This window comes from Chitinimonas arctica, assembly GCF_007431345.1.
GTDB lineage: Bacteria > Pseudomonadota > Gammaproteobacteria > Burkholderiales > Chitinimonadaceae > Chitinimonas > Chitinimonas arctica.
Window position 1 is genome coordinate 1,893,639 of record NZ_CP041730.1, and the last position, 23,734, is coordinate 1,917,372.

The 23,734-nt window shown below is 60.8% G+C and carries 21 protein-coding genes, 1 tRNA gene and 2 pseudogenes; 15 read left to right on the forward strand and 9 right to left on the reverse strand.

The features are described 5' to 3' along the window. The first annotated feature begins 4 nt into the window (after positions 1–4). From hpf to FNU76_RS08580, 7 genes are all read left to right on the forward strand, one after another. Entirely contained in the window at positions 5–367 is a 363-nt protein-coding gene (gene hpf, locus FNU76_RS08550; protein WP_144277803.1) for a ribosome hibernation-promoting factor, HPF/YfiA family, read from the forward strand. Positions 368–500: 133 nt separating this feature from the next. Then, complete coding sequence (locus tag FNU76_RS08555) at positions 501–956, forward strand: PTS sugar transporter subunit IIA (RefSeq protein WP_144277804.1); 456 nt, start codon at positions 501–503, stop codon at positions 954–956. Positions 957–1,102: 146 nt separating this feature from the next. After that, a complete protein-coding gene (hprK, locus tag FNU76_RS08560) occupies positions 1,103–2,044 on the forward strand; it encodes an HPr(Ser) kinase/phosphatase (protein WP_144277805.1) in 942 nt (313 codons plus the stop codon). A 2-nt stretch (positions 2,045–2,046) separates the two neighbouring features. Next, on the forward strand, positions 2,047–2,901 hold the full coding sequence (rapZ, locus tag FNU76_RS08565) for an RNase adapter RapZ (RefSeq protein ID WP_144277806.1): 855 nt from the start codon (positions 2,047–2,049) through the stop codon (positions 2,899–2,901). Continuing rightward, a complete protein-coding gene (locus tag FNU76_RS08570; protein WP_144277807.1) occupies positions 2,898–3,524 on the forward strand; it encodes a flavin prenyltransferase UbiX in 627 nt (208 codons plus the stop codon). The genes rapZ and FNU76_RS08570 overlap by 4 nt, the downstream gene beginning before the upstream one ends. Positions 3,525–3,574: 50 nt before the next feature. Continuing rightward, positions 3,575–5,056 carry an acid phosphatase gene (gene acpA / locus FNU76_RS08575; protein ID WP_144277808.1) on the forward strand — a complete coding sequence of 494 codons (1,482 nt, stop codon included), beginning with the start codon at positions 3,575–3,577 and terminating at the stop codon, positions 5,054–5,056. Between the two features lie 70 nt (positions 5,057–5,126). After that, the gene (locus FNU76_RS08580) at positions 5,127–5,924 is read left to right on the forward strand and encodes a TIGR00266 family protein (protein WP_144277809.1); all 798 of its coding nucleotides are present in this window, start codon (positions 5,127–5,129) and stop codon (positions 5,922–5,924) included. Positions 5,925–6,059: 135 nt separating this feature from the next. On the opposite strand, the gene FNU76_RS08585 is transcribed toward FNU76_RS08580, so the two are convergent. The 9 genes and pseudogenes from FNU76_RS08585 to FNU76_RS08625 all read right to left on the reverse strand — a co-directional run bounded on the left by FNU76_RS08585 (position 6,060) and on the right by FNU76_RS08625 (position 18,743). Then, positions 6,060–6,515: a hypothetical protein gene (locus FNU76_RS08585; protein WP_144277810.1), complete on the reverse strand. Its 456-nt coding sequence runs from the start codon at positions 6,513–6,515 to the stop codon at positions 6,060–6,062. Positions 6,516–6,719: 204 nt separating this feature from the next. Beyond that, entirely contained in the window at positions 6,720–8,486 is a 1,767-nt protein-coding gene (locus FNU76_RS08590) for a PAAR domain-containing protein (protein WP_144277811.1), read from the reverse strand. After that, positions 8,483–9,561 (reverse strand): annotated as a pseudogene (locus FNU76_RS24490) (DUF2169 family type VI secretion system accessory protein). The gene FNU76_RS08590 and the pseudogene FNU76_RS24490 overlap by 4 nt, the downstream one beginning before the upstream one ends. Before the next feature lie 44 nt (positions 9,562–9,605). Continuing rightward, the gene (locus tag FNU76_RS08600; protein ID WP_144277813.1) at positions 9,606–11,975 is read right to left on the reverse strand and encodes a type VI secretion system Vgr family protein; all 2,370 of its coding nucleotides are present in this window, start codon (positions 11,973–11,975) and stop codon (positions 9,606–9,608) included. Between the two features lie 275 nt (positions 11,976–12,250). Further along, positions 12,251–12,337, reverse strand: a tRNA-Leu gene (locus FNU76_RS08605). 148 nt (positions 12,338–12,485) lie between these two features. Next, positions 12,486–13,835, reverse strand: coding sequence for a TolC family outer membrane protein (locus tag FNU76_RS08610; protein ID WP_223879268.1), 1,350 nt, complete (start codon positions 13,833–13,835; stop codon positions 12,486–12,488). Between the two features lie 92 nt (positions 13,836–13,927). Beyond that, entirely contained in the window at positions 13,928–16,981 is a 3,054-nt protein-coding gene (locus FNU76_RS08615) for an efflux RND transporter permease subunit (protein WP_144277815.1), read from the reverse strand. 18 nt (positions 16,982–16,999) lie between these two features. Beyond that, positions 17,000–18,043 carry an efflux RND transporter periplasmic adaptor subunit gene (locus tag FNU76_RS08620; protein ID WP_144277816.1) on the reverse strand — a complete coding sequence of 348 codons (1,044 nt, stop codon included), beginning with the start codon at positions 18,041–18,043 and terminating at the stop codon, positions 17,000–17,002. A 16-nt stretch (positions 18,044–18,059) separates the two neighbouring features. Beyond that, positions 18,060–18,743, reverse strand: coding sequence for a TetR/AcrR family transcriptional regulator (locus tag FNU76_RS08625; RefSeq protein ID WP_144277817.1), 684 nt, complete (start codon positions 18,741–18,743; stop codon positions 18,060–18,062). A gap of 205 nt (positions 18,744–18,948) precedes the next feature. Between FNU76_RS08625 and argB the strand changes: the two genes are divergently transcribed. From argB to FNU76_RS08660, 8 genes and pseudogenes are all read left to right on the forward strand, one after another. After that, positions 18,949–19,848 (forward strand): acetylglutamate kinase, encoded by a 900-nt coding sequence (gene argB / locus FNU76_RS08630; protein WP_144277818.1) that lies wholly within the window; start codon positions 18,949–18,951, stop codon positions 19,846–19,848. Between the two features lie 107 nt (positions 19,849–19,955). Continuing rightward, positions 19,956–20,387 (forward strand): CBS domain-containing protein, encoded by a 432-nt coding sequence (locus tag FNU76_RS08635; RefSeq protein WP_144277819.1) that lies wholly within the window; start codon positions 19,956–19,958, stop codon positions 20,385–20,387. 67 nt (positions 20,388–20,454) lie between these two features. Then, positions 20,455–20,808, forward strand: coding sequence for a hypothetical protein (locus FNU76_RS08640; RefSeq protein WP_144277820.1), 354 nt, complete (start codon positions 20,455–20,457; stop codon positions 20,806–20,808). Next, positions 20,802–21,284 (forward strand): hypothetical protein, encoded by a 483-nt coding sequence (locus FNU76_RS08645; protein WP_144277821.1) that lies wholly within the window; start codon positions 20,802–20,804, stop codon positions 21,282–21,284. The genes FNU76_RS08640 and FNU76_RS08645 overlap by 7 nt, the downstream gene beginning before the upstream one ends. Positions 21,285–21,287: 3 nt before the next feature. Then, positions 21,288–21,947 (forward strand): pyrimidine 5'-nucleotidase, encoded by a 660-nt coding sequence (locus FNU76_RS08650; protein WP_144277822.1) that lies wholly within the window; start codon positions 21,288–21,290, stop codon positions 21,945–21,947. Positions 21,948–22,049: 102 nt separating this feature from the next. After that, positions 22,050–22,781 (forward strand): annotated as a pseudogene (locus FNU76_RS08655) (methionine ABC transporter ATP-binding protein); the annotation flags it as partial. A gap of 57 nt (positions 22,782–22,838) precedes the next feature. Further along, positions 22,839–23,054: an NIL domain-containing protein gene (locus FNU76_RS25395; protein ID WP_444542085.1), complete on the forward strand. Its 216-nt coding sequence runs from the start codon at positions 22,839–22,841 to the stop codon at positions 23,052–23,054. Further along, complete coding sequence (locus FNU76_RS08660) at positions 23,051–23,725, forward strand: methionine ABC transporter permease (RefSeq protein WP_144277824.1); 675 nt, start codon at positions 23,051–23,053, stop codon at positions 23,723–23,725. The genes FNU76_RS25395 and FNU76_RS08660 overlap by 4 nt, the downstream gene beginning before the upstream one ends. The last annotated feature ends 9 nt before the right edge of the window (positions 23,726–23,734 follow it).

Here is a 23,734-nt window from a genome sequence, read left to right on the forward strand (position 1 = left end):
TCGTATGAACCTGACCATCAGTGGGCACCACCTGGACGTAACCCCAGCCATCCGCGCATACGTGGAAACCAAGCTGGAGCGGGTAACACGCCATTTCGATCATGTGATCGATATGAACGTCACCCTCAGCGTCGACAAGCTGCAGCACAAGATCGAAGTCAATGTGCACCTGCGCGGCAAGGATATTCATGTGGAAGCCACCGAGCCCGACATGTACGCAGCCATCGACCTGGTGGCCGACAAGTTGGACCGGCAAGTCTTGAAGCACAAGGAAAAGCGCTACAGCGATCGCCATAGCGACGCCATGAAATATCAAACCGGCCAGGAGAGCCACGAAATCCAAGAAACCCAGCAGCCCGCCGCCTAAGGCGACCGGCGCTGGACGAGAGGGGACGGGAGCGGTGTGGGGACGCCGCTCCCGTTTTCCATTCCAGACAGCTTAGCCTTGTAGCCACGAGCGACCGGCGTACAATGACGGCCTATTTTCGCATTTCATACTCATGGCCCTGATCGCTTCCATCCTGCCACTGGCCAATGTCTTTCTAGACCTCGACCTGACCAGCAAGAAACGCCTGTTCGAACAGGCCGGCCTGCTATTCGAGAACAGTCACGGCATTGCCCGCAGCGCTATTTTCGACGCCCTGTTCGCCCGTGAAAAACTCGGCTCCACCGGCCTGGGCCAAGGCGTCGCCATTCCGCACGGCCGCATCAAGGGCCTGAAGGAAGCGGTCGGTGTCTTTGTCAGACTGAAACAAGCCATCCCCTTCGAAGCACCCGATGGCAAACTGGTCAGCCTGGCCTTTGTACTGCTGGTACCGGAACAAGCCACCGACCTGCATTTGCAGATTCTTTCCGAGCTGGCGCAATTGTTCAGCGATAAAAAGCTGCGCGAGGCGCTGAACCAGGCAGCCACGGCGGAACAAATGCACCAACTGCTGATGCAATGGCAAGCCTGAGCATCCGCCAAGGGTACGGGATTCGTTAGTCACGCCTTATCCGCGTGGTTTCCGCCCACACCGAACACGCCTTCCAGCGGCCTTGTCCGGACCACCGACCCGGCAAGCCGAAAACTTGCTTCATCACCGGAACCGGAACCGGAAACATGCCGCAGATCACCGTCCGCCAGCTGTTTATCGATAATGCCGAAAAGCTGCGCCTCACCTGGCTGGCCGGTCAGAGCGGCGCCAATAATCTTCTGTCGAACGAAACCCATGCGCAAAAGCCCGCCCACGCGCTGGTTGGCCACCTGAATTTCGTCCACCCCAATCGCATCCAGGTGCTGGGACTGGCGGAAATCGCCTATCTGCAAGAGGTGGAGGCGGCCGCGCTGAAGAAATCGCTGGACCATCTGTTCAGCACAGATATGGCGGCCATGATCGTGGCCAACGGCCAGCCCGCGCCGGATGTGCTGCGCGAAGCCTGCGAGCGGGCGCATGTGCCGCTGCTGACCTCACCCGAACAAAGCCCCTACCTGATGGACGTGCTGCGCTTCTACCTGGCCAAGGCGCTGGCGGTATCCACCAATCTGCACGGGGTGTTCCTCGATGTGCTGGAGGTGGGCGTGCTGATCACGGGCGAAAGCGCCATGGGCAAGAGCGAACTGGCCCTGGAACTGATCTCGCGCGGCCACGGCATCGTGGCGGACGATGTGGTGGAGCTCTACCGCATCGCGCCGGATACCCTGGAAGGCCGCTGCCCTCCCCTGCTGCGCGACTTCCTGGAAGTACGCGGCCTGGGTGTGCTGAATATCCGCACCATCTTCGGTGAAACGGCGGTCAGGCCCAAAAAGAACCTCAAGTTGATCATCCACCTGACCAAGCAAGCCGAATCCATTACGCCGCTGGACCGCCTGCAGATGCAGGCCGCCACCCAAGCCGTGCTGGACGTGGCCATTCGCAAGGTGGTCCTGCCCGTGGCGGCCGGCCGCAATCTGGCGGTGCTGGTCGAGGCGGCGGTGCGCAACTATATTCTGCAGTTGCGGGGCATAGACTCCACCCGCGAATTTATCGAGCGGCATCAACGCTTTATGGAGTCGGGAGAATAAGCGTGCAGATCGTCCTGATCTCGGGCCTTTCCGGCTCCGGCAAAAGCGTGGCACTCAAGTTGCTCGAAGATCTCGGTTACTACTGCATCGACAATCTGCCCGCCACGCTGCTGCCGCAGACAGTCCGGCTGCTGCAAAACGAAGGCCACCGCCAGCTCGGCATCAGCGTGGATATCCGCGGCGCCCAGAGCCTGCCGGCGCTGCCCGATTGCGTGGCCGATCTCAAGGCTCACGGCCTGGACGTGCGTGTCCTGTTCCTGGAAGCGCAGACCGAGGCCTTGCTGAAACGCTTCTCGGAAACCCGCCGCCCGCACCCGCTATCGGCCTTGCACGCGGACCGCACCGTCAGCGAATGCATCGTGCAGGAACGCGAAATGCTGGCCGATGTGGCCGGACTGGCCCATCGGGTGGATAGCACCGATCTGTCGGCGAATGCCTTGCGTGCCTGGGTCAAGCAATGGCTTTCGCTGGATCAATCCCGCCTGACCCTGATCTTCCAATCCTTCGGTTTCAAACATGGCCTGCCGCTCGATGCCGATTTCGTCTTCGACGCCCGCTGCCTGCCCAATCCCTATTACGATCCGGCCCTGCGCCCCTTGACCGGCCGCGATCAGCCCGTCGTCGCCTTTCTGGAGGCCGAACCGCTGGCCCTGACCATGTTCGACGATGTCGCCTCCTACCTGGCTCGCTGGCTGCCGGCTTTCGATCGCGATAACCGCAGCTACGTCACGGTTGCCATCGGCTGTACCGGTGGACAACACCGTTCGGTCTGGCTGGCGGAGCGGCTGGCCGCGCGCTTCGGTCCGGAGCGGCAGGTGTTGGTACGCCATCGCGAATCATGGGCCGACACCATATGAACCCTTTCCCCAGGACCGTCACGCTGGCCCTGACCGGCGCATCCGGCATGCCCTTTGGCCTCCGTCTACTGGAATGCCTGCTGGCCGCCGGCGTGCGGGTCTATCTGCTGTATTCGCAAGCCGCGCAGATTGTCATCAAGCAGGAAATCGGCGAAACCTGGCCCTCGCGCGCGCGCGAGGTGGAAACCATGCTGCGCGTCCGCTACGCCGTCGAAGGCGAACAATTGCGCGTATTCGGCCGGGAAGAATGGTTTGCACCGGTCGCCTCCGGCTCCAACCCAGCCGACGCCATGGTGATTTGCCCCTGCACCATGGGCACCCTGGCGGCGGTCGCGGCCGGCATGAGCGACAATCTGATTGAACGGGCCGCCGATGTCAGCATCAAAGAGGGCCGCAAACTTATCGTGGTCCCGCGTGAAACCCCCTACTCGGCCTTGCATCTGGAAAACATGCTGAAGCTGGCCCGTCTGGGTGTGTGCATCCTGCCGCCCAATCCCGGTTTCTACCACCATCCGCAATCGATCGCCGAGCTGGTGGATTTCGTTGTCGCCCGCATCCTGGATCAACTGGCGGTACCTCACCAGCTGATGCAGCGCTGGGGCGAGGCACCTGAAAATCCCTAACCCGCCGGCAGCCTTTTTGCGACGCTGCCGCTATTCCCGACTATTCATCCATGCTCAAAACATTGCCGCTGGCCCTTGCGCTGGCATTTTCCATGAGCGCCGCGCAGGCGGCCACCCTGGACAAGATCGACCATATCGTCGTCATCTACGGCGAAAATCGTGGTTTTGACCATTTGTACGGGCTTTATCCCGGCGCGGACGGCATCAGCAAGCTCAAGCCCGCCCAATACCAACAGCGCGACCACGACGGTAGCCTGCTACCGCGCCTGCCGCCGGTATGGGATGCGGAACATGGCAAGCGCGGAGAAATCGATCCAAACTTCACGGTCGAACCCCAGCCCAGGAATGTACCGTTCCGTATCGATGCCGCCCCTTACAAATTGAACCTGGCCAGCGAAACACGCGACCTGGTCCATCGTTTCTACCAGAACCAGGAGCAGATAAACGGCGGCAAGATGGATAAATTCGCCGCCATTTCGGATGCCGGCGCCCTGACCATGGGCCATTACAGCGGCAAGCAGATGCGCATGTGGCAGATTGCCCGCCGCTATACCTTGGCCGACCATTTTTTCATGGGCGCCTTCGGTGGTTCCTTCCTCAACCATATGTGGCTGGCTTGCGCCTGCACGCCGCACTTCCCCGATGCCCCGGAAAAGCTGCGTTCCATCGTCAATGAGGACGGCGTCAGCCTGAAGCGCAAGCCCGAGTCCCCCACCAGCGCCCTGCAAGGTCCGCCGGTGTTCGTGCGCGACGGCCGCTTGACCCCGGATGGCTATGCCATCAACACCAACCAGCCCAGCTACCAGCCTAGCCAGGTCCCGCCGATCAAAGATGGCGACAATACCCTGGCCGACCCCGCCAAGTTCCCACTCCCGCCCCAAACGGAAAAGACCCTGGGCGACCTGTTGAGCGAAAAGGGCGTCAGCTGGGCCTGGTATGGGCAGAACTGGAGTAGTGCGCTGAGCGACGGCATGCAGGCCCCCGAGGCGGAACGTACGGTCATCTACAACCACAATCCCGGCGGCGTCGGCTTCCAGGCGCACCACCAGCCTTACAACTACTTCGCCAGCTTCGCCCCGGGCACCCCGGCGCGCGCTGCGCACCTGAAGGATGGCCAGGACTTCCTGCAGGCCATCGACGCCGGCACGCTACCCCATGTCTCGTTCTACAAGCCCAATGGCATGCTCAACTCGCATCCGGGTGGCGATCTGAAGGCGGGCGACGACCATATCGCCGAGGTGGTCGAGCGCATCGAGCGCAGCCCGCAATGGAAACGCACTTTGGTAATTGTCACCTATGACGAAAACGGCGGCTTCTGGGACCATGTGGCACCGCCCAAGGCAGACCGCTGGGGTCCGGGGCCGCGTATCCCGGCCATTCTGATCTCACCGTGGGTAAAGAAGGGTTTCGTCGACCATACCGTCTACGACACCACTTCCATCCACCAGTTGGTCGCCAAACGCTTTGGGCTTCCGCTGTTGCCTGGCGTACGCAAGCAGTTCGGTGATCTTACCCATGCACTGAAGCGTTAATAGACAAGCTCTTTACGCATTATCACAGGCAAGCAGGCGAACACAGCCTCACCCACCCAGGAGCAAGACAATGGCAATGGATGTAATCGACTACCAGATTCACGGCGACGATATGCAGTTTGTCGAAGTGGAACTCGACCCGGGCGAAGCCGCCGTCGGCGAAGCCGGCACCATGTTCTTCATGGAAGACGGCATCCAGATGGATACCGTCTTCGGCGACGGCTCGGCAGCACAGGGCGGCCTGATGGGTAAGTTGATGGGCGCCGGCAAGCGCCTGCTCACCGGCGAATCGCTGTTTACCACCGTGTTCGTGAACGGCGCCAGCGGCAAGAAGCGGGTCGCCTTCAGCGCCGCCTACCCAGGCAAGATCATCCCCATCAACCTGCCTGATGTCGGCGGCACCCTGCTGTGCCAGAAGGACGCCTTTCTTTGCGCCGCCAAGGGCGTATCGCTGGGTATCGCCTTCCAGAAAAAGCTGGGCGCCGGCTTCTTCGGCGGCGAGGGCTTTATCCTGCAAAAACTGGAGGGCGATGGCCTGGCCTTCGTCCATGCTGGCGGCGCCGTGATCGAGCGCGTGCTCAAGCCGGGTGAAGTGCTAAGGGTGGATACCGGTTGCGTGGTGGCTTTCGAGCAGGGTATCGATTTCGATATCGAATACGTCGGCAAGATCAAGACCGCCCTGTTCGGCGGCGAAGGCATGTTCTTCGCCACCTTGCGCGGCCCAGGCCGGATCTGGCTGCAGTCGCTGCCGTTGGCCAGATTGGCCAACCGTATTGTCGGCGCGTCGAAGCTGGCGGCCGGCGGCGGTTCGGGCGGCGAGCAGGGCTCGGTGCTGGGTGGTATTTCGAACTTGTTCGAGCGGGAGTAAGGATACGGGCAGGATTGGTTTTCCTGCCCAGATCGGCACACCGACGTTAACGGACTTATCTGCTATGGCGCGGGCCGATTTTCATCGGCCCGCGTGTGCTTCAAGGATATGGGCCAGGGCAATTGCGCTCGAAGGTCATCCCTCAGCTGCCAAAATGCTGGAACTCAACTCTTCAAGACCTTCGAGAGCGGGAGCCGTCGGTGAATTCAGCGGTACGCTATTGAACACATCCCTGAGCTCCGCCTGGGCTTTTTCCAGTTCCTTTGCCGCGACAGAAAAATCCTCAAGTGCTGCGGCATATAACCCGGCACTTGCTGCGATCGATCCTGCTCCCCAAATATCATCGACAGCCATACGTTCCCACTCGGCACCCGTATCTTTTATCTCCTCGATTACCTCATCTAAATTCATTCCCTTACAAAAAATATTACGGATATAGGAGAGCATGGAAGACAAGTAGTCAGCAAAACTTCTCTCATTGACATTCCCTTCTTCCCCGCGTTCGAATTCATGACCTCGGATTGTTTGCCCACCATTTTCAGTCGCTTGAAAAAAACTTGTGGAATGCGACAAAGACGGATCTATTTTCATTACGAAACCCTATACTAGTTATATAAAATACATCAATCTATACAATACCAGTGCCAACTTATCGAAGATTGACTAGCTTCATTTTGTGAATTTGTCCGTTTTTGTCGATACTTGAACTACGCCCCTGTCATCATGCCTTCGCCGAGCGGACGCAGATCAATCATCGGCGATGAGGCACATCAGCAGGGGTCTTCCAATATTTCCCTATCGATGGATCGCCAAAACATCCGAAAGCTCCCGCCGATATCGATCAAGCAAGGTCCCGCGAGTGCGTTCGGTCAGACCACTCAACCCTGCCACATAATTACCACGTGCAAGGTAGAGCGCACTCACCTGTTGCTCAGCGCCTGGATTGCCAGGCAAGCTGGCAATCGCGGCAGCCATGATCTTCCTGTTCCCAACGGGACTATGATTGACGGACTGACTGAAGATTGCTTCTCGGACCCTATTATCTTCCATATCAAATCCAATTTTTCGTGCTCGATTAGCCAAGGGCTCGTAGTGTGTACGCGCAATGAACGCGTATTGAGCCGAATCGAATTCACTCCCACTGCTTTCAACAACCGAGCGATACGCATCATTGAAGGCTTCTGTCCCAGCTTCCAAGCCCTCGAAATGCTGGCGGAAGTTCGCGTTTTCCGGGCTACTCAAAAATTGAGTCAGCGTGCCGCTATTCTTGGAAAGTTGGTATGCCCCATACGAAACCCCGCCGGGATCACCTGCGCCGTTAGAGATCGTTGCAACGCCACCAGTCCCGCTTTCATACTTTCTGGCTATGAAACCCACGCACGGGTTTTCGTGCCGTGCCTCTTGCTGCTCGGGTTCAGTATTATTTTTAATACTTATCTTTGCGGGCGCGGCCATGACATGCACCCCACCCTTTTTCCCGCTATTCTCTTTTTCGTTTTTATCGCGTGCGGATGGCAATCCCGTTTTCGCCTCACTCGCTTTGGCGGGCGCTGATTCTTTTCTTGCAAGCAGCTTCTCGGCTTTCCCCTGCAACCAGATCCCCAAGGCATGCAACCCCATCCGTACCGGTGGATCGCGCTTCCACAACTGGCTGAGCGGCACAATCAAGACACCGCCCAGATCCAGGGCTGCTTCACCTATCGTGGCGGCCGTGATATTACCCAGGCGGATTTTCTCGGCCAGTATCTGCGCGTTCAATTGGGCGAGTAGCAGGGTCCGTGGCAGTTCCGCCAGCAAAAGCAGCGGCAACCTGGACTCGGTCTTGGCCACTTCATAAGCCAGCCCGCCGGCGGCAAGCATCACGTCCTTGCCCAAACCCAATGCCCCCCGCGCCATTTCACTGGCGCTTTCGATCATCGTATCCGGCTCGCCCTTGATTTTGGCGATAAGTGTGTCCAGATAGGCATTGGTCTTGTTGAAGTCGAGAAGACCATCCAACGCGCTTACCTCCACCTTGCCGGAAGCAACTTGAGACCGAAGGGCGCGTAAGGCATCCAGCTTGTCGCTGCTGCGCTGGCCGGCTGGCGCATCGGGATTGTTCGGCTGGCTGGGCGTCCGCGCCAGGGGCTTCTGTTCCGTATAGAGCATCCCCATCGCGCCGCCCTTGCCTGCCGCATCGCAATTGATCAGACAACGGCTACCGTGGCGGGCGACAGGGCGGCCATTGACCTTTACCGTCGGATGGCCGTCCAGAATTTTGACGTAACCATCTTCAAGCGATGTGTCGGAGACGATATGCCGGCCGCCATTGCCCTGTGTCCCTTTGAATATATCCCCCTCGCGATAGACCGGCCGGCCATGCACCTTGACGTTGGGTGACGCTTGAATCGGCTGACCCAGGCTTGCCACGCTATCGAAAGCGACCCTGCGTTCGCCGACCCAGCACCAGTCGGGCTCGCAAGCGATGGCGATCCAGCCGTCGTCGGCCTGGGCAATATGGCGGGTTTCGCCTGACTGTTCACCGGCCCCGCCGGTAGCGCCGCCTTCATTGGGCGCACTCATTGCGATATCGCCAGTTTGGTGAGACCGATACTCAGTTCGCGCACCGGATCGTGGCGATCGAAATGGGCTCGCCAGACCAGGGTGAGCCGACGACTATCCAGCTCGATACGCACCGTGTCGAGCGAGGGCAGGCACACCTTGCTGATATTGCCGTCGGTTTCGATGACAACGACGACCTGCCAGCCTGGTAGTCGCATTTCCGTTCGCTCTGGCAGCAAGCCCTGCAGGACGATGTGCTCATCCCCGCGCAGAAAGGGTGAAGCAATCAGATCCGGATGCGCGCATTGGAAAAAATGGGCATCGATCCCGCCTATCGAGTGACCGCCGTGACTGGCGTGCGCGGCAATATAGTCGGTACGCGGCCGCCACCAACGGGCCAGGGGCCCAAGCCTTGCGTGGCGACGGCTTGATCGGGCTGGTGGACGGCCATGTCGGCCGCCTCGATCTGTGGTGCAGGCATCTCCTGCAGATTGGCCGCTATAGACTGGACATAGCGGCGCAGCGGCTTGCGCAGGGATGCCAGCGTGGCTGGACCGGGTAGCCAAGCCAAGCCAGCGGGATTGCCGGGGTAGCCGATTACCTCGGCCTGATCGTCCACCTGTAGCTCGGCGGGAATATCGATGCAGCCACCATAGGCCAGGCGGTAATCCAGCATCAGCGAGTGGATGACTTCGGTGCCGTCGAGACGCCAGCCGGGCCAGCGCCGCCGGAACTGGCGTGGGCCATGCAGGCGTAACAGTTTTCGGACTGGGCCAATGCGGACGCCCGCCACCCAGGCATCGCTAAGCCGCCCATCGGGGACATGGGCATGGCCCTGGACAAGAATATCGGTAGCCGGCTTGTACGGTACCAGATCGCTGTCGCGGACCATGACCGCGCGATGCAATTTTGTACCCACCACGCCGGCAAATTCATCATGCAGCGCGCAGGCTTCCTGCTCGGCCGCCAATGGCACGGGCTGGCCATCGGCGCTCAGGTCAAACGTACCGCTGACGACCAGTACATCGAGTAATTCACCCGCCGGCCCCGCTTTTTCGAACCAATAATGCGATAGACCACTGGCGTTCACTACCATGGCGAGAGCCTCCGAGCAGCTTGCCTGCAGCGCAATCCTTCAAACTACGCCTTCAAGAACTCAACCGGAGCTGGCGCGGCTGCGGATGGCGGTACGGGCGGCGGCGCGGCCGTCGTGTTCAGCAGCACATCGTCCGGACCGTCGATATGGATCGTGCTACTGGCGGCAAGATGGATCGTCTTGCTTTCCAGCCGTATATCCTCGTTGGTCATGACCAGCCGAGATTTGCCGCAGACCAATTCGATCTTTTCACCGGCATTGATCGTAAGGGTTTTACCGATGCGGTCATTGCGCGAGGCACCCACCCGCGTATCCATCATCAACCCCACATTCAGGCTATAAGCCACCCCTACCGTTTCCATCCGGCTGAGCCCTACGTTTTGCATATAGCCCTTGGCAATGGTTTCGGTCTTTACCTTGCCGACCCTGATGGACCAGTTCCTGGCTATCGTGTCCTGCTCGTTTTTGCCGACGGATTTCCGGCGCGACTCGGCAATATTGATGGTCTGGTTCCGTCCAATACGCAGGGTTTCATCCTGCCCTACCTGACGGTCCCTATTTTCCCCGACCACCCACGTCTCATTCTTGCCAACCGATTCACGCCGGTTGTCGCCTATGCTGACGGTCTCGTTCTTGCCCACGTCCTCGCTGCGGTTGTCGCCGATCGAGATGGTCTCGTTGTGGTCCACCCGCTCCTTGCGGTTGTTGTGCACCGTGATGGTTTCATCGTTGTCCACCGTCTCGGTCCGGTCGTGCTTCACCAGTACCGTCTCGTCGTGGTCCACCGTCTTCTTGCGGTCGTGCCCTACCCAGTGGCTCTCGTCGTTCTCGACTTCGATGCGCTGGTCCTTCTCGGCATGCAGCCACAGTTCTTCCGCGCCCTTCTTGTCTTCGAAGCGGATCGCATTGGCGTGGTCGTACGCGCCACCCTGGGTCGAGCGGGTCAGGATGCCGGACTGGGTCTTGTTGGCCGGCAAGTCCCACGGCGGCATCTGGCCGGCGTTGTAGACCCGGCCGGTGATCAGCGGCTGGTCGGGATCCCCTTCCAGAAAGGACACCACCACCTCCTGGCCGATACGCGGCAGCGACATCGCCCCGAAATTCTGCCCGGCCCACGGTTGCGAGGAACGGACCCAGCAGGAGCTGTGCTGGTTGCGGCCGCCACGGCGGTCCCAGTGGAACTGCACTTTGACGCGGCCGTATTCGTCGCAGAAGATTTCTTCGCCCGCCGGACCCACCACCACCGCCGTCTGCGGACCCTGCACAAAGGGGCGCGGCGTGCTGCGGGCCGGCCGGAACGGCAGCGCGCTGGGCAGCGCATCGATCTGGCAGCTGGCGACCCATTCGCCTGCACCCGACTGGTAGGAAGCTTCCGCCCAGCTCAGATGCGCGCTGGTCACCAGGTATTCACGGTTCTGGTCGGCGCGCGGGTGGTCGAACAGGGTGAACAACGAACCGACCGGCAGGCCGCGCACGGTACCTTGGCCGGTGGCGGTTTCCTGGCGGGCCTGCGCTTCGTCCAGGCGAATGCGGGCGTAGTGCTCGCCCAGGCCCGGGTCGACGTATTCGCCCGGGTAGTCGAACACTTCGTGGTGCGCTTCGCCGTGGTTGCGGTCGATCTTGGACCGTACGGTCAGATCGGAGCGGGGCTTTTCGAAGTCGTAATCGGTCAGTACGAAGTTCACCGGCTGGACCGACTTGCTGTAATGCCAGTGTTCCAGATGCTCGCGGTCGGTGGTCATGCCGCCATCGCCGCCGCCCTGCTCGAACGGCACCTTGGCATAGCCGGGCGCCGGCTTGTGGGCGGACAGGGCATCGGCCAGGATCAGCGTGTGCGCGCCTTCGGCGTGTTCGAACCAGAAGTAGATGCCTTCCTGCTCGCACAGCCGCGCCACGAAGTTGTAGTCCGACTCGCGGTACTGCACGCAGTAATCGAATGGGACGTAGCTATGGCTGGTACGGACGACAAACTTGGCGTTGGCGTGGTCGGCAAGGACGGCGCGGATAATATCCAGAGCGTCCTGATGCTGGAACACCCGGCAATCGACGGTGCGCGACAGGAACCACAGCCAGGGCCGCAAGGTGGCCTCATAGCGGTAGTACTCGCCCTCGCGGCCGGCCAGGCTGATCTCGCTGACATGGAGATTGAGATGCCGAACCTCGCCCTGGGCGATATCGGTGCTGATGGTGACGGGATGCCCGAGCACCTTGTCCAGGGCCAGGTCGGCACGGAGCGACAGCGCCACCAACCGGTATTGGCCCAGCTGGCCCAGCGCTTCGAAGCCGTCCAGGCTACGGAAGATCAGCGCCTTCGGGTCCAGGGGTGTGGTAAGACGGAAGTTGCGGCGGGAAATCGATTGTGCGGCGACCAGTCTGGCGAGAGGGCTTCGTTCCAAGGACGTAAGAATCGACATGACTTTACTCCCGAGGCAAATGGGAGTTGTCAGGCAGCGAGCGCATAGGCGGTCACCAGCGCGACCCAGATGATCCAACCGCCTTGCAGTGCTCGGCTTTGCTGGATTTTCCGGCAACGCTAGGGAAAGCCTCGACGATCCCGCTGTTCACTTTCTCGCGGGTCTTTGGGATTTGCGTCGACGAGCTGAAATGCAAAAACCCAGCACAAGGCTGGGTTTCTGTTTTGGAAGGCCTGGATATCCGATTGCCGGAACCCACACCATCCTTGCTGTTTTGGTGCCCAAGAGAAGACTCGAACTTCCACGACCTTGCGATCGCTAGGACCTGAACCTAGTGCGTCTACCAATTCCGCCACCTGGGCTTCGAACCACATCGCGTCGTCAAGACCGCAGTGCCGTCGAAAGATGCGCATAATAGCCCTAAATCAGCCGGAACGGAAGCCCGGAATCATCAGGATGCACTGATTTTTCGACAAGACCGCCACGAATGGCGGTCTTTTTGCTATCGAATCAATGAATTAATTGGGAATTGACGCTATCCAGATTTTTCTCGGCCAGCTCACCCACCGCGGCGGAAAGCTTCAGCTGATTCAGCAGATAGCCGTAGCGGGCCTGGGCCAGGTCACGCTTGGTCGAGAAATACTGCTGCTGCGCATTCAACAGATCCAGGGTGGTACGCACACCGACTTCGCGTCCCAGCTTGGTCGAATCCAGCGAGCTTTGCGACGACACCAGGGCTTGTTCCAGCGCCTTGATCTGGGCCGCGCCCGATTGCACGCCCAGGAAAGCCTGCTTGGTATTCTGGGCGGCATCGCGGCGGGCAGCCTCCAGCTTGTGCTGGGCCTGCTCGCGCAGCGCGATGGACTCGCGCAGCTTGGAGCTGGTGTGGCCGCCGGTGAAGATCGGGATATTCAGCTGCACGCCGATGGCCGTGGAACGGGTCTTGTCGGTACCGCCGATGGCCGCCAGACCGCCACGGCTGTATTCGTCGCCGTACTTGGCCACCAGGTCCAGGGTGGGCTGGCGCAGCAGGCGGTATTTATCGATCTCGGCTTCGGCGATAGCCAGGGCGCCACGCTGGGCGTCGATGGACAAGCTCTTCTGCTCCGCCATCTTGACCCATTCGTTCATGTCGGCAGGCATCGGCGGCGTTGCCACCATCTTCGGCGGCAAGGCCACCAGCTTGTCGGCGGGTACGCCGGTCAGCTGCAGGAAGGCGTTCTGCTTGACGGCCAGATCGTTCAAGGCGGCGATTTCGGCCGCGACGATACCGTCATACTTGGCCTGCGCCTCATGCGTATCGGTGATGGTCGCCACGCCCACCTCGAACTGCTTCTTGGCCTGGGCCAGCTGTTGCGACACCGCGTCCTTCTGGGCGCGAGCGAATTCCAGGCTGTCTTGCGAGTACAGCACATCGAAATAGGCTTGCGCGACCCGCAGGATCAGATCCTGCTTGGCGGCGCTGAAGCTGACTTCGGCGAGACGGGCCTGCTCGCTGAGCTGGCTGGCGCCGGCACTGTATTCGGCACGGTAGATAGGCTGGCTGGCGCTGACGCTATAGCTGTATTGATTACCGCTACGCTTACCGTCGACCACGCCGGCGGCCGGATTGGATTCGCCGTAGGTCTTCTCGCTGCTGGCACGGTTGTAGCCGGCTTCGACCTGGACCTTGGGCAACCACAGGGCGGTCGCCTGGCTGGATTTTTCCTGGCCGGCGCGCAATTCGGCCTCGGCCGCGGCAAAGGTGGCGTCGTATTTCTTGGCTTCCTGATAGACCTGCATCAGGTCGGCTGCCACGGCGGATGTGCCGGTGGCCAGCAGGACTGCGGCGGTCAGGGCGCGGATTGCGTAGCGCTTCATCGTTGATCCTCTGGATTGAACGAGTTGTTTAAACATACCGTTCGGTATTCTACTAGGGTTAATTGCTGAATAATAAGTCATTTCCGGGGCCGTCAGGCAACATCCAGCGGTTTTTTCACGCCGTACCAGGCTGCATATAGCGCCGGCAGGAATAGCAGCGTCAGCAGGGTAGCCACGAACAAGCCGCCCATGATGGCCCAGGCCATGGGCCCCCAGAAGGTGGAACGGGTCAACGGCACCATGGCCAGGATGGCCGCGGCAGCGGTCAGCATGATGGGCCGGAAACGTCGAACCGCCGATTCGACGATGGCATGCCAAGGATGTTCCCCTTCGGCCGTATGTTGATCGATTTGATCGACCAGAATCACCGAATTGCGCATGATCATGCCGGCCAGCGCGATCACCCCCAATTGGGCGACAAAACCGAACGGCACCTGGAACAACAGCAGCGTGGCGGCCACACCTATCATGCCCAAGGGGGCGGTAAGCAGTACCAGGATCATTTTGCTGATGCTCTGCAACTGGAACATCAACAGCGTCATCACCGCCAACAGCATCAATGGCATCACCGCCATGATGGAGCTCTGTCCCTTCACGCTGGATTCCTGCGAGCCGCCGATCTCGATGCTGTAGCCGATGGGCAGGCTATCGTTCAGCTTCTTCATTTCGGGCCATAGGCTCATGGTGACATCCGGCGCCTGCGCGCCCGACACGTCGGCGCGAACCGAGATGGTCGGCATGCGGTTACGCCGCCAGACGATGCTTTCCTCGCTTTCGAGCTTGAGGCGCGCGACCTGGCTAACCGGCACGTACTTGCCGTTGTGCAGATAGATCTTGGCGTCCTTCAGATTGTTGAGGTCGGTACGTTCGGGCACATCCAAACGCGCCACCACATCGATGGTCCGATCATGCTCGCGGTACTGCGTCACGGTGATACCGGTCATGGAGGTCTGCAGCGCGATCGACAGCTGTTGCGAGGTGATGCCGAGGGCGCGTGCCTTGTCCTGGTCCACTTCCAGCCGCATTACCTTGACCCGCTCGCTCCAATCGGTGTTCACGTGGCGCACATGGGCGTTGCCGCGCATCAGGGTGGCAACCTGTTCGGCAATGCCCTTGAGCTTGACGTGGTCGGGACCGGCCACCCGGAACTGCACCGGATAGCCAACCGGCGGACCGTTTTCCAAACGGGTTACCCGGCCGCGCACCAGCGGAAAATCGGTGTCGAACAGCTTCTGGATCTTGTCGAACACGGCATCGCGCACATGTTCGTTCTTGGTCATGACCATCAATTGACCGAAGTTCAGATTGGGCAGCTGTTGTTCCAGCGGCAGATAGAAGCGCGGACTGCCGTTACCGACATAGCTGGTGACGCTTTCGATATTCGGGTCGCCCTTCAGCTTGGCCTCCAAGGCCTTGATCTGGCTTTCGGTCTGCGCATAGGTGGAAGCCTGCGGCAGCCAGACGTCCACCATCAGCTCCGGCCGGTTGGACGCGGGGAAGAACTGCTTGGGCACGAACTTGAACAGGCCGACCGACACGACAAAGGCCAGCAGCGTCACCACGATGACGGTCTTGCGATATTTCAGGCAGGCATTCACCAAGCGGCGGAAGCGGGCATAGAAAGGTTTCTGGTAAACGGCATGCTCGTCGCCGTGGTGCTTGCTTTCCGGCAGCAGCTTGAAGCCGAGATAGGGGGTAAACACCACCGCGACCACCCAGCTAAGGATCAGGGAAATACCTACCACCTGGAAGATCGATACCGTGTATTCGCCGGCATTGGACTTGGCCAGTCCCACCGGCAGGAAGCCGGCGGCGGTGATCAGCGTGCCCGTCAACATCGGGAAGGCCGTGGTGGTATAGGCATAGGTAGCCGCCCGCAGCCTGTCCCAGCCCTGCTCCAGCTTCAGCGCCATCATTTCCACCGCGATGATGGCATCGTCCACCAGCAAGCCCAGCGAGATGATCAGCGCGCCCAGCGAAATACGCTGCAGATCCAGGCCGAAGGCGTACATGGTGAGAAAGGTCATGGCCAGCACCAGCGGGATGGACAGCGCCACCACCAGGCCGGTACGGAGTCCCAGCGAGATAAACGATACGGCCAGCACGATGACCACCGCTTCCATCAGGCTCTTGATGAACTCATGGATGGAATCGCCGACCACCTTGGGCTGGTCGGAAATCGCATGGATCTCCACGCCGACCGGCAGTTCGGCCCGCAGGCGCGCCAGGCTTTCATTCAACTTTTTGCCCAGCTGGATCACGTCGCCGCCCTTGCGCATGCTGATGGCCAGGCCGATGGCTTCCTGGCCGTTGAAGCGCAGCTTGGCCAGGGTCGGGTCGGAATAGCCGCGATAGACATTCGCCACGTCGCCCAGCCGGAAAGTCCGGTTATTGGCGCGGATGCCGATATTGCGAATCGCTTCGATCGAGTCGAACTCACCCGTTACCCGCAAGGCTACCCGTTCGCTGCCCGACTCCACCGTACCGGCCGGCACCACCGCATTGGTGGCCTGCAGCGTCTGGAACACCAGTTGCGGATCGAGTCCCAGCGAGGCGAGCTTGGCATTGGAGGTTTCGACATAGATCTTCTCGTCCTGCACGCCCATATAGTCGATCTTGTTCACATCGGGCACATGCAGCAGTTCGGCGCGGGCCGCATCGACGTATTTCTTCAGTTCGGCATAGCTGAAGCCGTCGCTGGTAAAGGCATACAGATTGCCGAAGGTATCGCCGAACTCATCGTTGAAGAACGGGCCCTGCACGCCGGCGGGCAAGGTATGGCGCATATCGCCGATCTTCTTGCGGACCTGGTACCAGATGCCGGCCACATCCTTGGGCGGCACGCCTTCCTTCAGGTTGATCATCAGCTGGTTTTCGCCGGCCTTGGAATAGCTGCGTACAAACTCGATCTCCGCCATCTCCTGGAGTTTTTTCTCCATCTTGTCGGTGACCTGCAGTTCCATATCGCGCGCCGAGGCGCCCGGCCAATAGGCCTGGATGATCATGGCCTTGAAGGTGAATTCGGGGTCTTCCTTCTGGCCCAGCCGGGTATAGGAAAACACCCCGGCCAGCATAAAGACCACGATAAAGTACAGCACCAGTTGCTGGTGCTTGAGTGCCCATTCGGACAGATTGACGCCACGCATAAGGTGTCCTCTCCGGGCTTATTGGCGATTAAGCTGGCTGGCGGCGAGCCGGACAGCCTGGTTGGCGTGCAGCAGGTGAGCCCCGGCGGTCACCACGGTTTCCCCGGCCTTCAAGCCGCCGGCCACCAGCACCACATCATTGCGCACACCGGCCAATTGCACCGGACGGGCGGCAACACGGCTGGTCTTGCCATCCACCACCCAGACCTTGGGCTGACCATCCTGGTCATAGATGGCGGTCAGGGGCAGCGTAAATCCGGCGTGGCCTTGCTCGCCGGGCAGCAGGACATTGGCGGTCATACCCAGCCGCACGGCCTCATCCGGATTTTGCAAGGTGATACGGGCGGCATAGGTGCGGGTAATCGGATCGGTATCCGGCGCCATCTCGCGCAATTTTGCCTGGTAGCGCTTGCCCGGCGTGGCCCACAGCACCACGCTCAGGTCACTGGCCTTGCGCAGTTCCTCGACCCGCGATTCGGGTACGCTGACCACGACCTCCCGCTCGCCATCCTCGGCCACCTTGATCACCGGCGTACCGGCCGCCACGACCTGGCCGACCTCGGCGGTCAAGGCGGTCACGATACCCGCGCGCTCGGCTTTCAATAGGGTATAGCCACCCTGGTTGGCGCTCAGGCTGAACTGCGATTTGGCCGCATCGAATACAACCTTGGCCTGATCCACCTGGGCCTGGCTGACAAAGCCTTGCGCACGCAGCTGCTGTGCCCGGTCAAAATCCATCCTGGCCTTGTCGAACTGGCTCTTGGCGGTGGCCTGCTGCAGCACCACGTCACGCGCGTCCAGGCGCAACAAGGCTTGACCGGCCTTGACCGATTGGCCCAGCTCGACGTAGCGCTCAAGCACCTGGCCAGGAAGGCGGAAAGCCAGCTGGCTTTCGCGGCGGGCGCGCACTTCGCCGGAATAGCTGGCGCCGGTGGCAATGCCGGTGGGCTGAACTACCGTGGTCCGCACCGGACGCACATCCTCGTACTTTGCCTCGGTCTTACCGCAAGCGGCCAGCGCGCTGCCGATGGCCAACAACAAGGCCAGGTTTCGTTTCAACATCAGAGGTTCTCCGTTTTTACGAATTCGTGCCGGGGCGTACGCCCAGGCCATGGATCAGGGTTTCGATAACGATGTCGAGGTAGCGATCCAGATCGATGCCATCGTTGCCACATACGTCGGTGTGCTTCCAGACCATGGCCATCACCACCGGCGCGGTCACCACCTTGACGGCCAGTTCGACCGGCTGCGGCCGGAACTCGCCCCGGTCGATGCCGTACTGGAGGGCGCGACCGATCAGCGCTTCACCTCGGGCAATCACCTCTTCGCGGTGAAAGCGCGCCAGCTCGGGAAAGTTATTGGATTCGGCGATCATCAGCTTGGGGATGCCGGATAGCCGGGTGGCGCCATTGAGTTGCCACCAGGTGCGTATCACCTGGGTCAGCAACTCGGCTGCCGAGCCCTCGAAATTGGCCAGCAGCGCTTCACCTTCCAGCAAGGCGGGCGCGAAGGACTCGCGGATCACGGCCTTGAGAATTTCTTCCTTATTGGCGAAATAGCGGTAGATGGTGCCGGCGGTCACACCGGCAGCCCGCGCAATATCTTCAACCTTGGTTGCGGCAAAACCACGCGCCACGAACAGATCGAGCGCGGCATCGAGTATCTCGCCCGGCCGGGCATCCTTGCGGCGCGTCCAGCGCGCCACGGTATCGAGAACGGCGCAACACGCTGCCGGATCGCTGGGGGGCTTGGTGGATTTCATGACAACCATAGTAAATGAATGTTTATTTATTTTCCTAATTTACGCTGCCCAGCGTATTCGGGCAAGCGTGCCAGGGTCCTGGCCGATGAACGGCGCGGATACAAGACCCGAAGTACTCGCTGTCTGCACTAAGGCGTGCCGGCACGGTCTTTCACGCTAAAATCCCCTATCGGAACCGCTCCAACCCAACACAAAAGGACACCGCATGCCCGCCGTTGAACCCATTTCCGCCCAGACGGCGGCCGACAAGGCCTCCATCCTGGCGGAAGCCATGCCCTATATCCGCCGCTTCTTCGGCAAGACCATCGTGATCAAGTACGGCGGCAACGCCATGATCGATCCGGAGCTGAAGGAAGGTTTCGCCCGCGACGTGGTGCTGCTGAAGCTGGTGGGCATGAACCCGGTGGTGGTGCATGGCGGCGGTCCGCAGATCAATGAGTTGCTGGCCAAGATCGGCAAGCAGGGCGAGTTTGTTCAGGGCATGCGGGTCACCGACAGCGAAACGATGGAAATCGTCGAAATGGTGCTGGGCGGCCTGGTGAACAAGGAAATCGTGTCGCTGATCAATCAGCATGGCGGCCGCGCGGTCGGCCTGACCGGTAAGGACGGCCACTTTATTCGTGCCCGCAAGATGTATCTGAAGGATGCGAGCGGGCAGGAACAGATCGATATCGGCCAGGTGGGCGAGGTCGATAGCATCGACCCCGAGCTGGTCGCCCTGCTCGACACCCGCGACTTTATCCCGGTGATCGCGCCTGTCGGTGTCGGCCAGCAAGGCGAAGCGTTCAATATCAACGCGGATCTGGTGGCCGGCCGGCTGGCCGAGGTACTGGATGCGGAAAAGCTGATCCTGATGACCAACACGTCCGGTGTACTGGATAAGGAAGGCAAGCTGCTCACGGGTCTTACCCCCTCCATCGTCGAGCAACTGATCGCGGATGGAACGATCTCCGGCGGCATGATTCCCAAGATCGCATCGGCGCTGGAAGCCGCCGTCCGGGGCGTGAACGCCGTGCACATCATCGATGGCCGGGTAAAGCACGCCCTGTTGCTCGAAGTGCTCACCGACCACGGCGTGGGCACCATGATCACCCGGGAAGACTAGGCGATTCGATGGGCCGGCCGCACACTACGTGGAGCCGCCGGTCTTGCGCGAAGCGGGCGCTGCTCTATTATTTTTATGATGACCATTGCGAACGGAGAGAGTGCAGCATGAAAACCGCCCGTCAGCTTCTGCAGGAAAAGTCTCGCCAAGCCATTTTCTCGGTACCCCCCAATGCCACTGTCTATCAAGCGCTGCAGCTGATGGCCGAGAAGGATATCGGCGCGGTGCTGGTCATGGAGGGCGATGCCCTGGTGGGCATTTTTTCCGAGCGCGATTACGCCCGCAAAGTGGTTTTGCAGGGCAAGACCTCGGCCGGTACGCCCATTCTCGATATCATGACCAAGCGGGTCATGTTCGCCAAGCCCACCCATACCGTGGATCAGTGCATGGCCATCATGTCGGAAAAGCGCTTCCGCCATTTGCCGGTCATGGACGGCACCACCGTCCTGGGGGTACTTTCCATTACCGACCTGGTGCGCGAACAGCTCGCCGAACAGCAATTCCTGATCGAGCAGCTGGAACACTATATCCACAGTTGACTCGGTCTACGCAACCCACTCAGCCGGCCTTGCGCCGGCTGAGTGCTTTTACTTCCCTGGAGTAGCCATGAAGTTGTCCCCCTTGCTGCTAGCCGCTGTACTGGGCAGCAGCACACTGTGCCAGGCGGCCTGCCAGCAGCTGGATATCCAGCCGCTGCACGCCTTGAAAGCGGATTTCCTGTTGCTGGGCGAAATGCATGGTACCGAGCAATCGCCGGCCTTCGCCGGCGAACTGGCCTGCAATCTTTTGGAAGACGGCAAGGGGCTCTTGCTGGGATTGGAAATCCCCCGGCCGAACAGGCCAGACTGGATGCCTACCTGCGGTCGCGCGGCGACGCGGCGGCCCGCCAGGCCCTATTGGACGGACCTCACTGGGATAGCAGCAAATGGGCGGATGGCCGCAGCAGCGAAGCCATGCTGAAACTGATAGAACGTGTGCGCCAACTGCGCCAAAGCGGCAAGCCCGTCGATCTGCTGGCTTTCGCCGATGGTGGCGCTCTCGGCTATGCGCGTATGCTGGCCACCACGCAGGCCAGCCGTAAACTTCGGGTGCTGGCCCTGGTGGGCAACGTCCATGCCAATCGGGCCGAGCTAAACAGTTATACCGGTGCACCGCCCATGGGGGCGCTGCTGGCGGAACATGGCCGTACCGTCAGCCTGAATGCCAGCTATCCAGGCGGCAAGGCCTGGCTTTGCATGGATCAGTTCGGCTGTGGCCCGCAAGCCCTGACGGGCAGCCCCAAGGCCTTGCCGGCGGGTCGCATCAGCCTGGTCGAAGCACGCCGCGACAAGGTCTGGCTGTATGACGGCTGGTACGACCTGGGGGAACTGAGCGCATCGCCGCCCGCGCGTCCAGCCCCGACACCGCCGCCCCGGTCCGAACAAAAGACAAGTTGATAGATGGTTACCTGGATTTTTGACCTGGACAATACGCTGCACGATGCCGAGCCTTTCATCTTCCCCGAGATGAATCGCCTGATGACGCGTTATATGGCGACCCATCTGGATATGAGCGAAGAGCAGGCGGATAGCTTGCGTCTGCACTACTGGCAGCGCTATGGCACTACCCTGGCCGGCCTGCTGCGCCATGACGGGGTGGATGCGGCCCATTTCCTTAGCGAGACCCATCACTTCCCCCATCTGCTGAGGCAACTGCTCCCGATGCGCGGCATGCAAGCCATGCTGCGCCGGCTTCCCGGCCGCAAGATCCTGTTCACCAACGGGCCGCAAGCCTATGCCTTGGCGGTATTGCGCGGCCTGGGCATTGCCCATCTGTTCGACGGTGTTATCGCCGTCGAACATACGAGGCTGCGACCCAAACCTGAAGCGATCGGCTACCGCCAGCTGCTGAAGCGCTATCGGCTGGATCCCAGCCGCTGCATCATGGTCGAAGATACCCACGCCAATCTGGTCACCGCCCGCAAACTGGGCATTCGCACGGTCTGGCTAGGCAGGCGGGCTAGACATGGCTTCATGGTGGATTTGGCCTTGCCGGCGCTGGCGCATCTGCCCCGCCATGCCAAGCGGCGCGGCTGGCTGATTTCTAATAACCAAAAATAAGAAAATATTACTTTTTTAGTATTTTATTGGAATAACAATCTTCGCTAAAGTCCGCTCAGAGCCAAGTCACCGGCGTTTTTTCTGACTAAAAGCGGGCAAGCTGTGATCGCGTTACAACACCTTTCCAAGACTTATCGCGCCGAGGGCCGCAGCGTCCACGCCCTGCGCGATATCAATCTGCAGATTCCCCAAGGCCAGATTTTCGGCATCATCGGCCGCTCCGGTGCCGGTAAGAGCAGTCTGCTGCGCAGCCTGAACTTATTGGAACGGCCGGATTCCGGCTCCATCCGAATCGCCGGCGAGGAAATCACCACCCTGGATGCGGCCGGCCTGCGCGCCCTGCGCCGCCGTATCGGCATGGTGTTCCAGCATTTCAATCTGCTCAGCCATCGCAACGTGGCCGGCAACGTGCGCTTCCCCCTGGAGCTGGCCGGCGGTCATACCAAAGCGGACATCGAGGCACGGGTCAATGAACTACTTGAACTGGTCGGCCTGACCGAACAGCGCGAGCAGTTTCCCAGCCAGCTTTCCGGCGGGCAGAAGCAGCGGGTCGGCATTGCCCGCGCGCTGGCCACCCAACCGCAGCTGTTGCTATGCGATGAAGCCACCTCGGCGCTGGACCCGGAAACGACGCTTACCGTCTTGCAACTCCTGCTTGATATCAATCGGCGACTGGGCTTGACCATCGTCCTGATCACCCACGAGATGGCGGTGGTAAGGGCAATTTGCGACCGCGTGGCGGTGATCGACGACGGTGCCATTGTCGAAAGCGGCCCCGTCGCCGAGGTCTTTCTCCATCCTCGCCACCATGCCACCCGGCGCATCGTTGCCGAAGGCGCTTACACGCCGCTGCCGACGCTGGGGAAGCAGGGCGCGACGAGTACCCGGCTGTTGCGCCTCACCTTCCTGGATGGCGCCACCTACGAACCGATCATTGCCGACGTGGGCCAGCAACTGGATGCGCCCATCAATATCCTGCAAGGCAGTATCGGGCGCATCAAGGACCGTCCATACGGCCAGTTGATCATAGGCTTCGACGGCAATGCCGTACGGGCCCGCCGCGCATTCGAAGCCCGCGGCGTGCACGTCGAGGAGTTGACGGCATGAACAAGGATTTCGACTGGAGCCTGATCGATTGGACCGATATCGGCCTGGCCACGCTGGATACCCTGACCATGCTGGGCGTTTCGCTGGGCTTTACCCTGGCGCTCGGCTTGCCGCTCGGCGTGCTGCTGTTCCTGGCCGGGCCGCGCCAATTGCTGGCCAACGGCAAGGTCTACGCCCTGCTCTCCTTCCTGGTGAACGTACTGCGCTCGCTCCCTTTTGTCATTCTCCTGATCGTGCTTATCCCCTTGACGGTCAAGCTGGTCGGCACCTCCATCGGGGTGGCCGGCGCGATCCCGCCACTGGTGGTGGGGGCGGCGCCCTTTTTTGCCCGCCTGGTGGAAGCGGCGCTGCGCGAAGTGGATCACGGCATTGTCGAGGCTAGCCAGGCCATGGGCGCCGATATCTGGCAGATCGTGACCCGCGCGCTATTGCCCGAAGCCCTGCCAGGCCTGCTGGCCGCCGCGACGGTAACCGCCGTTACGCTGGTTTCCTATACCGCGATGTCCGGTGTGATCGGTGGCGGCGGCCTGGGCGACCTGGCCATCCGTTACGGCTATCAACGCTTCCAGACCGAGGTCATGGCCATCACCGTACTGGCGCTGCTGGTATTGGTCCAGCTTCTGCAGATGGCCGGCGATTGGCTGGTACGCCGCATCGCGCATCGACGCTGAGCCCCCTAT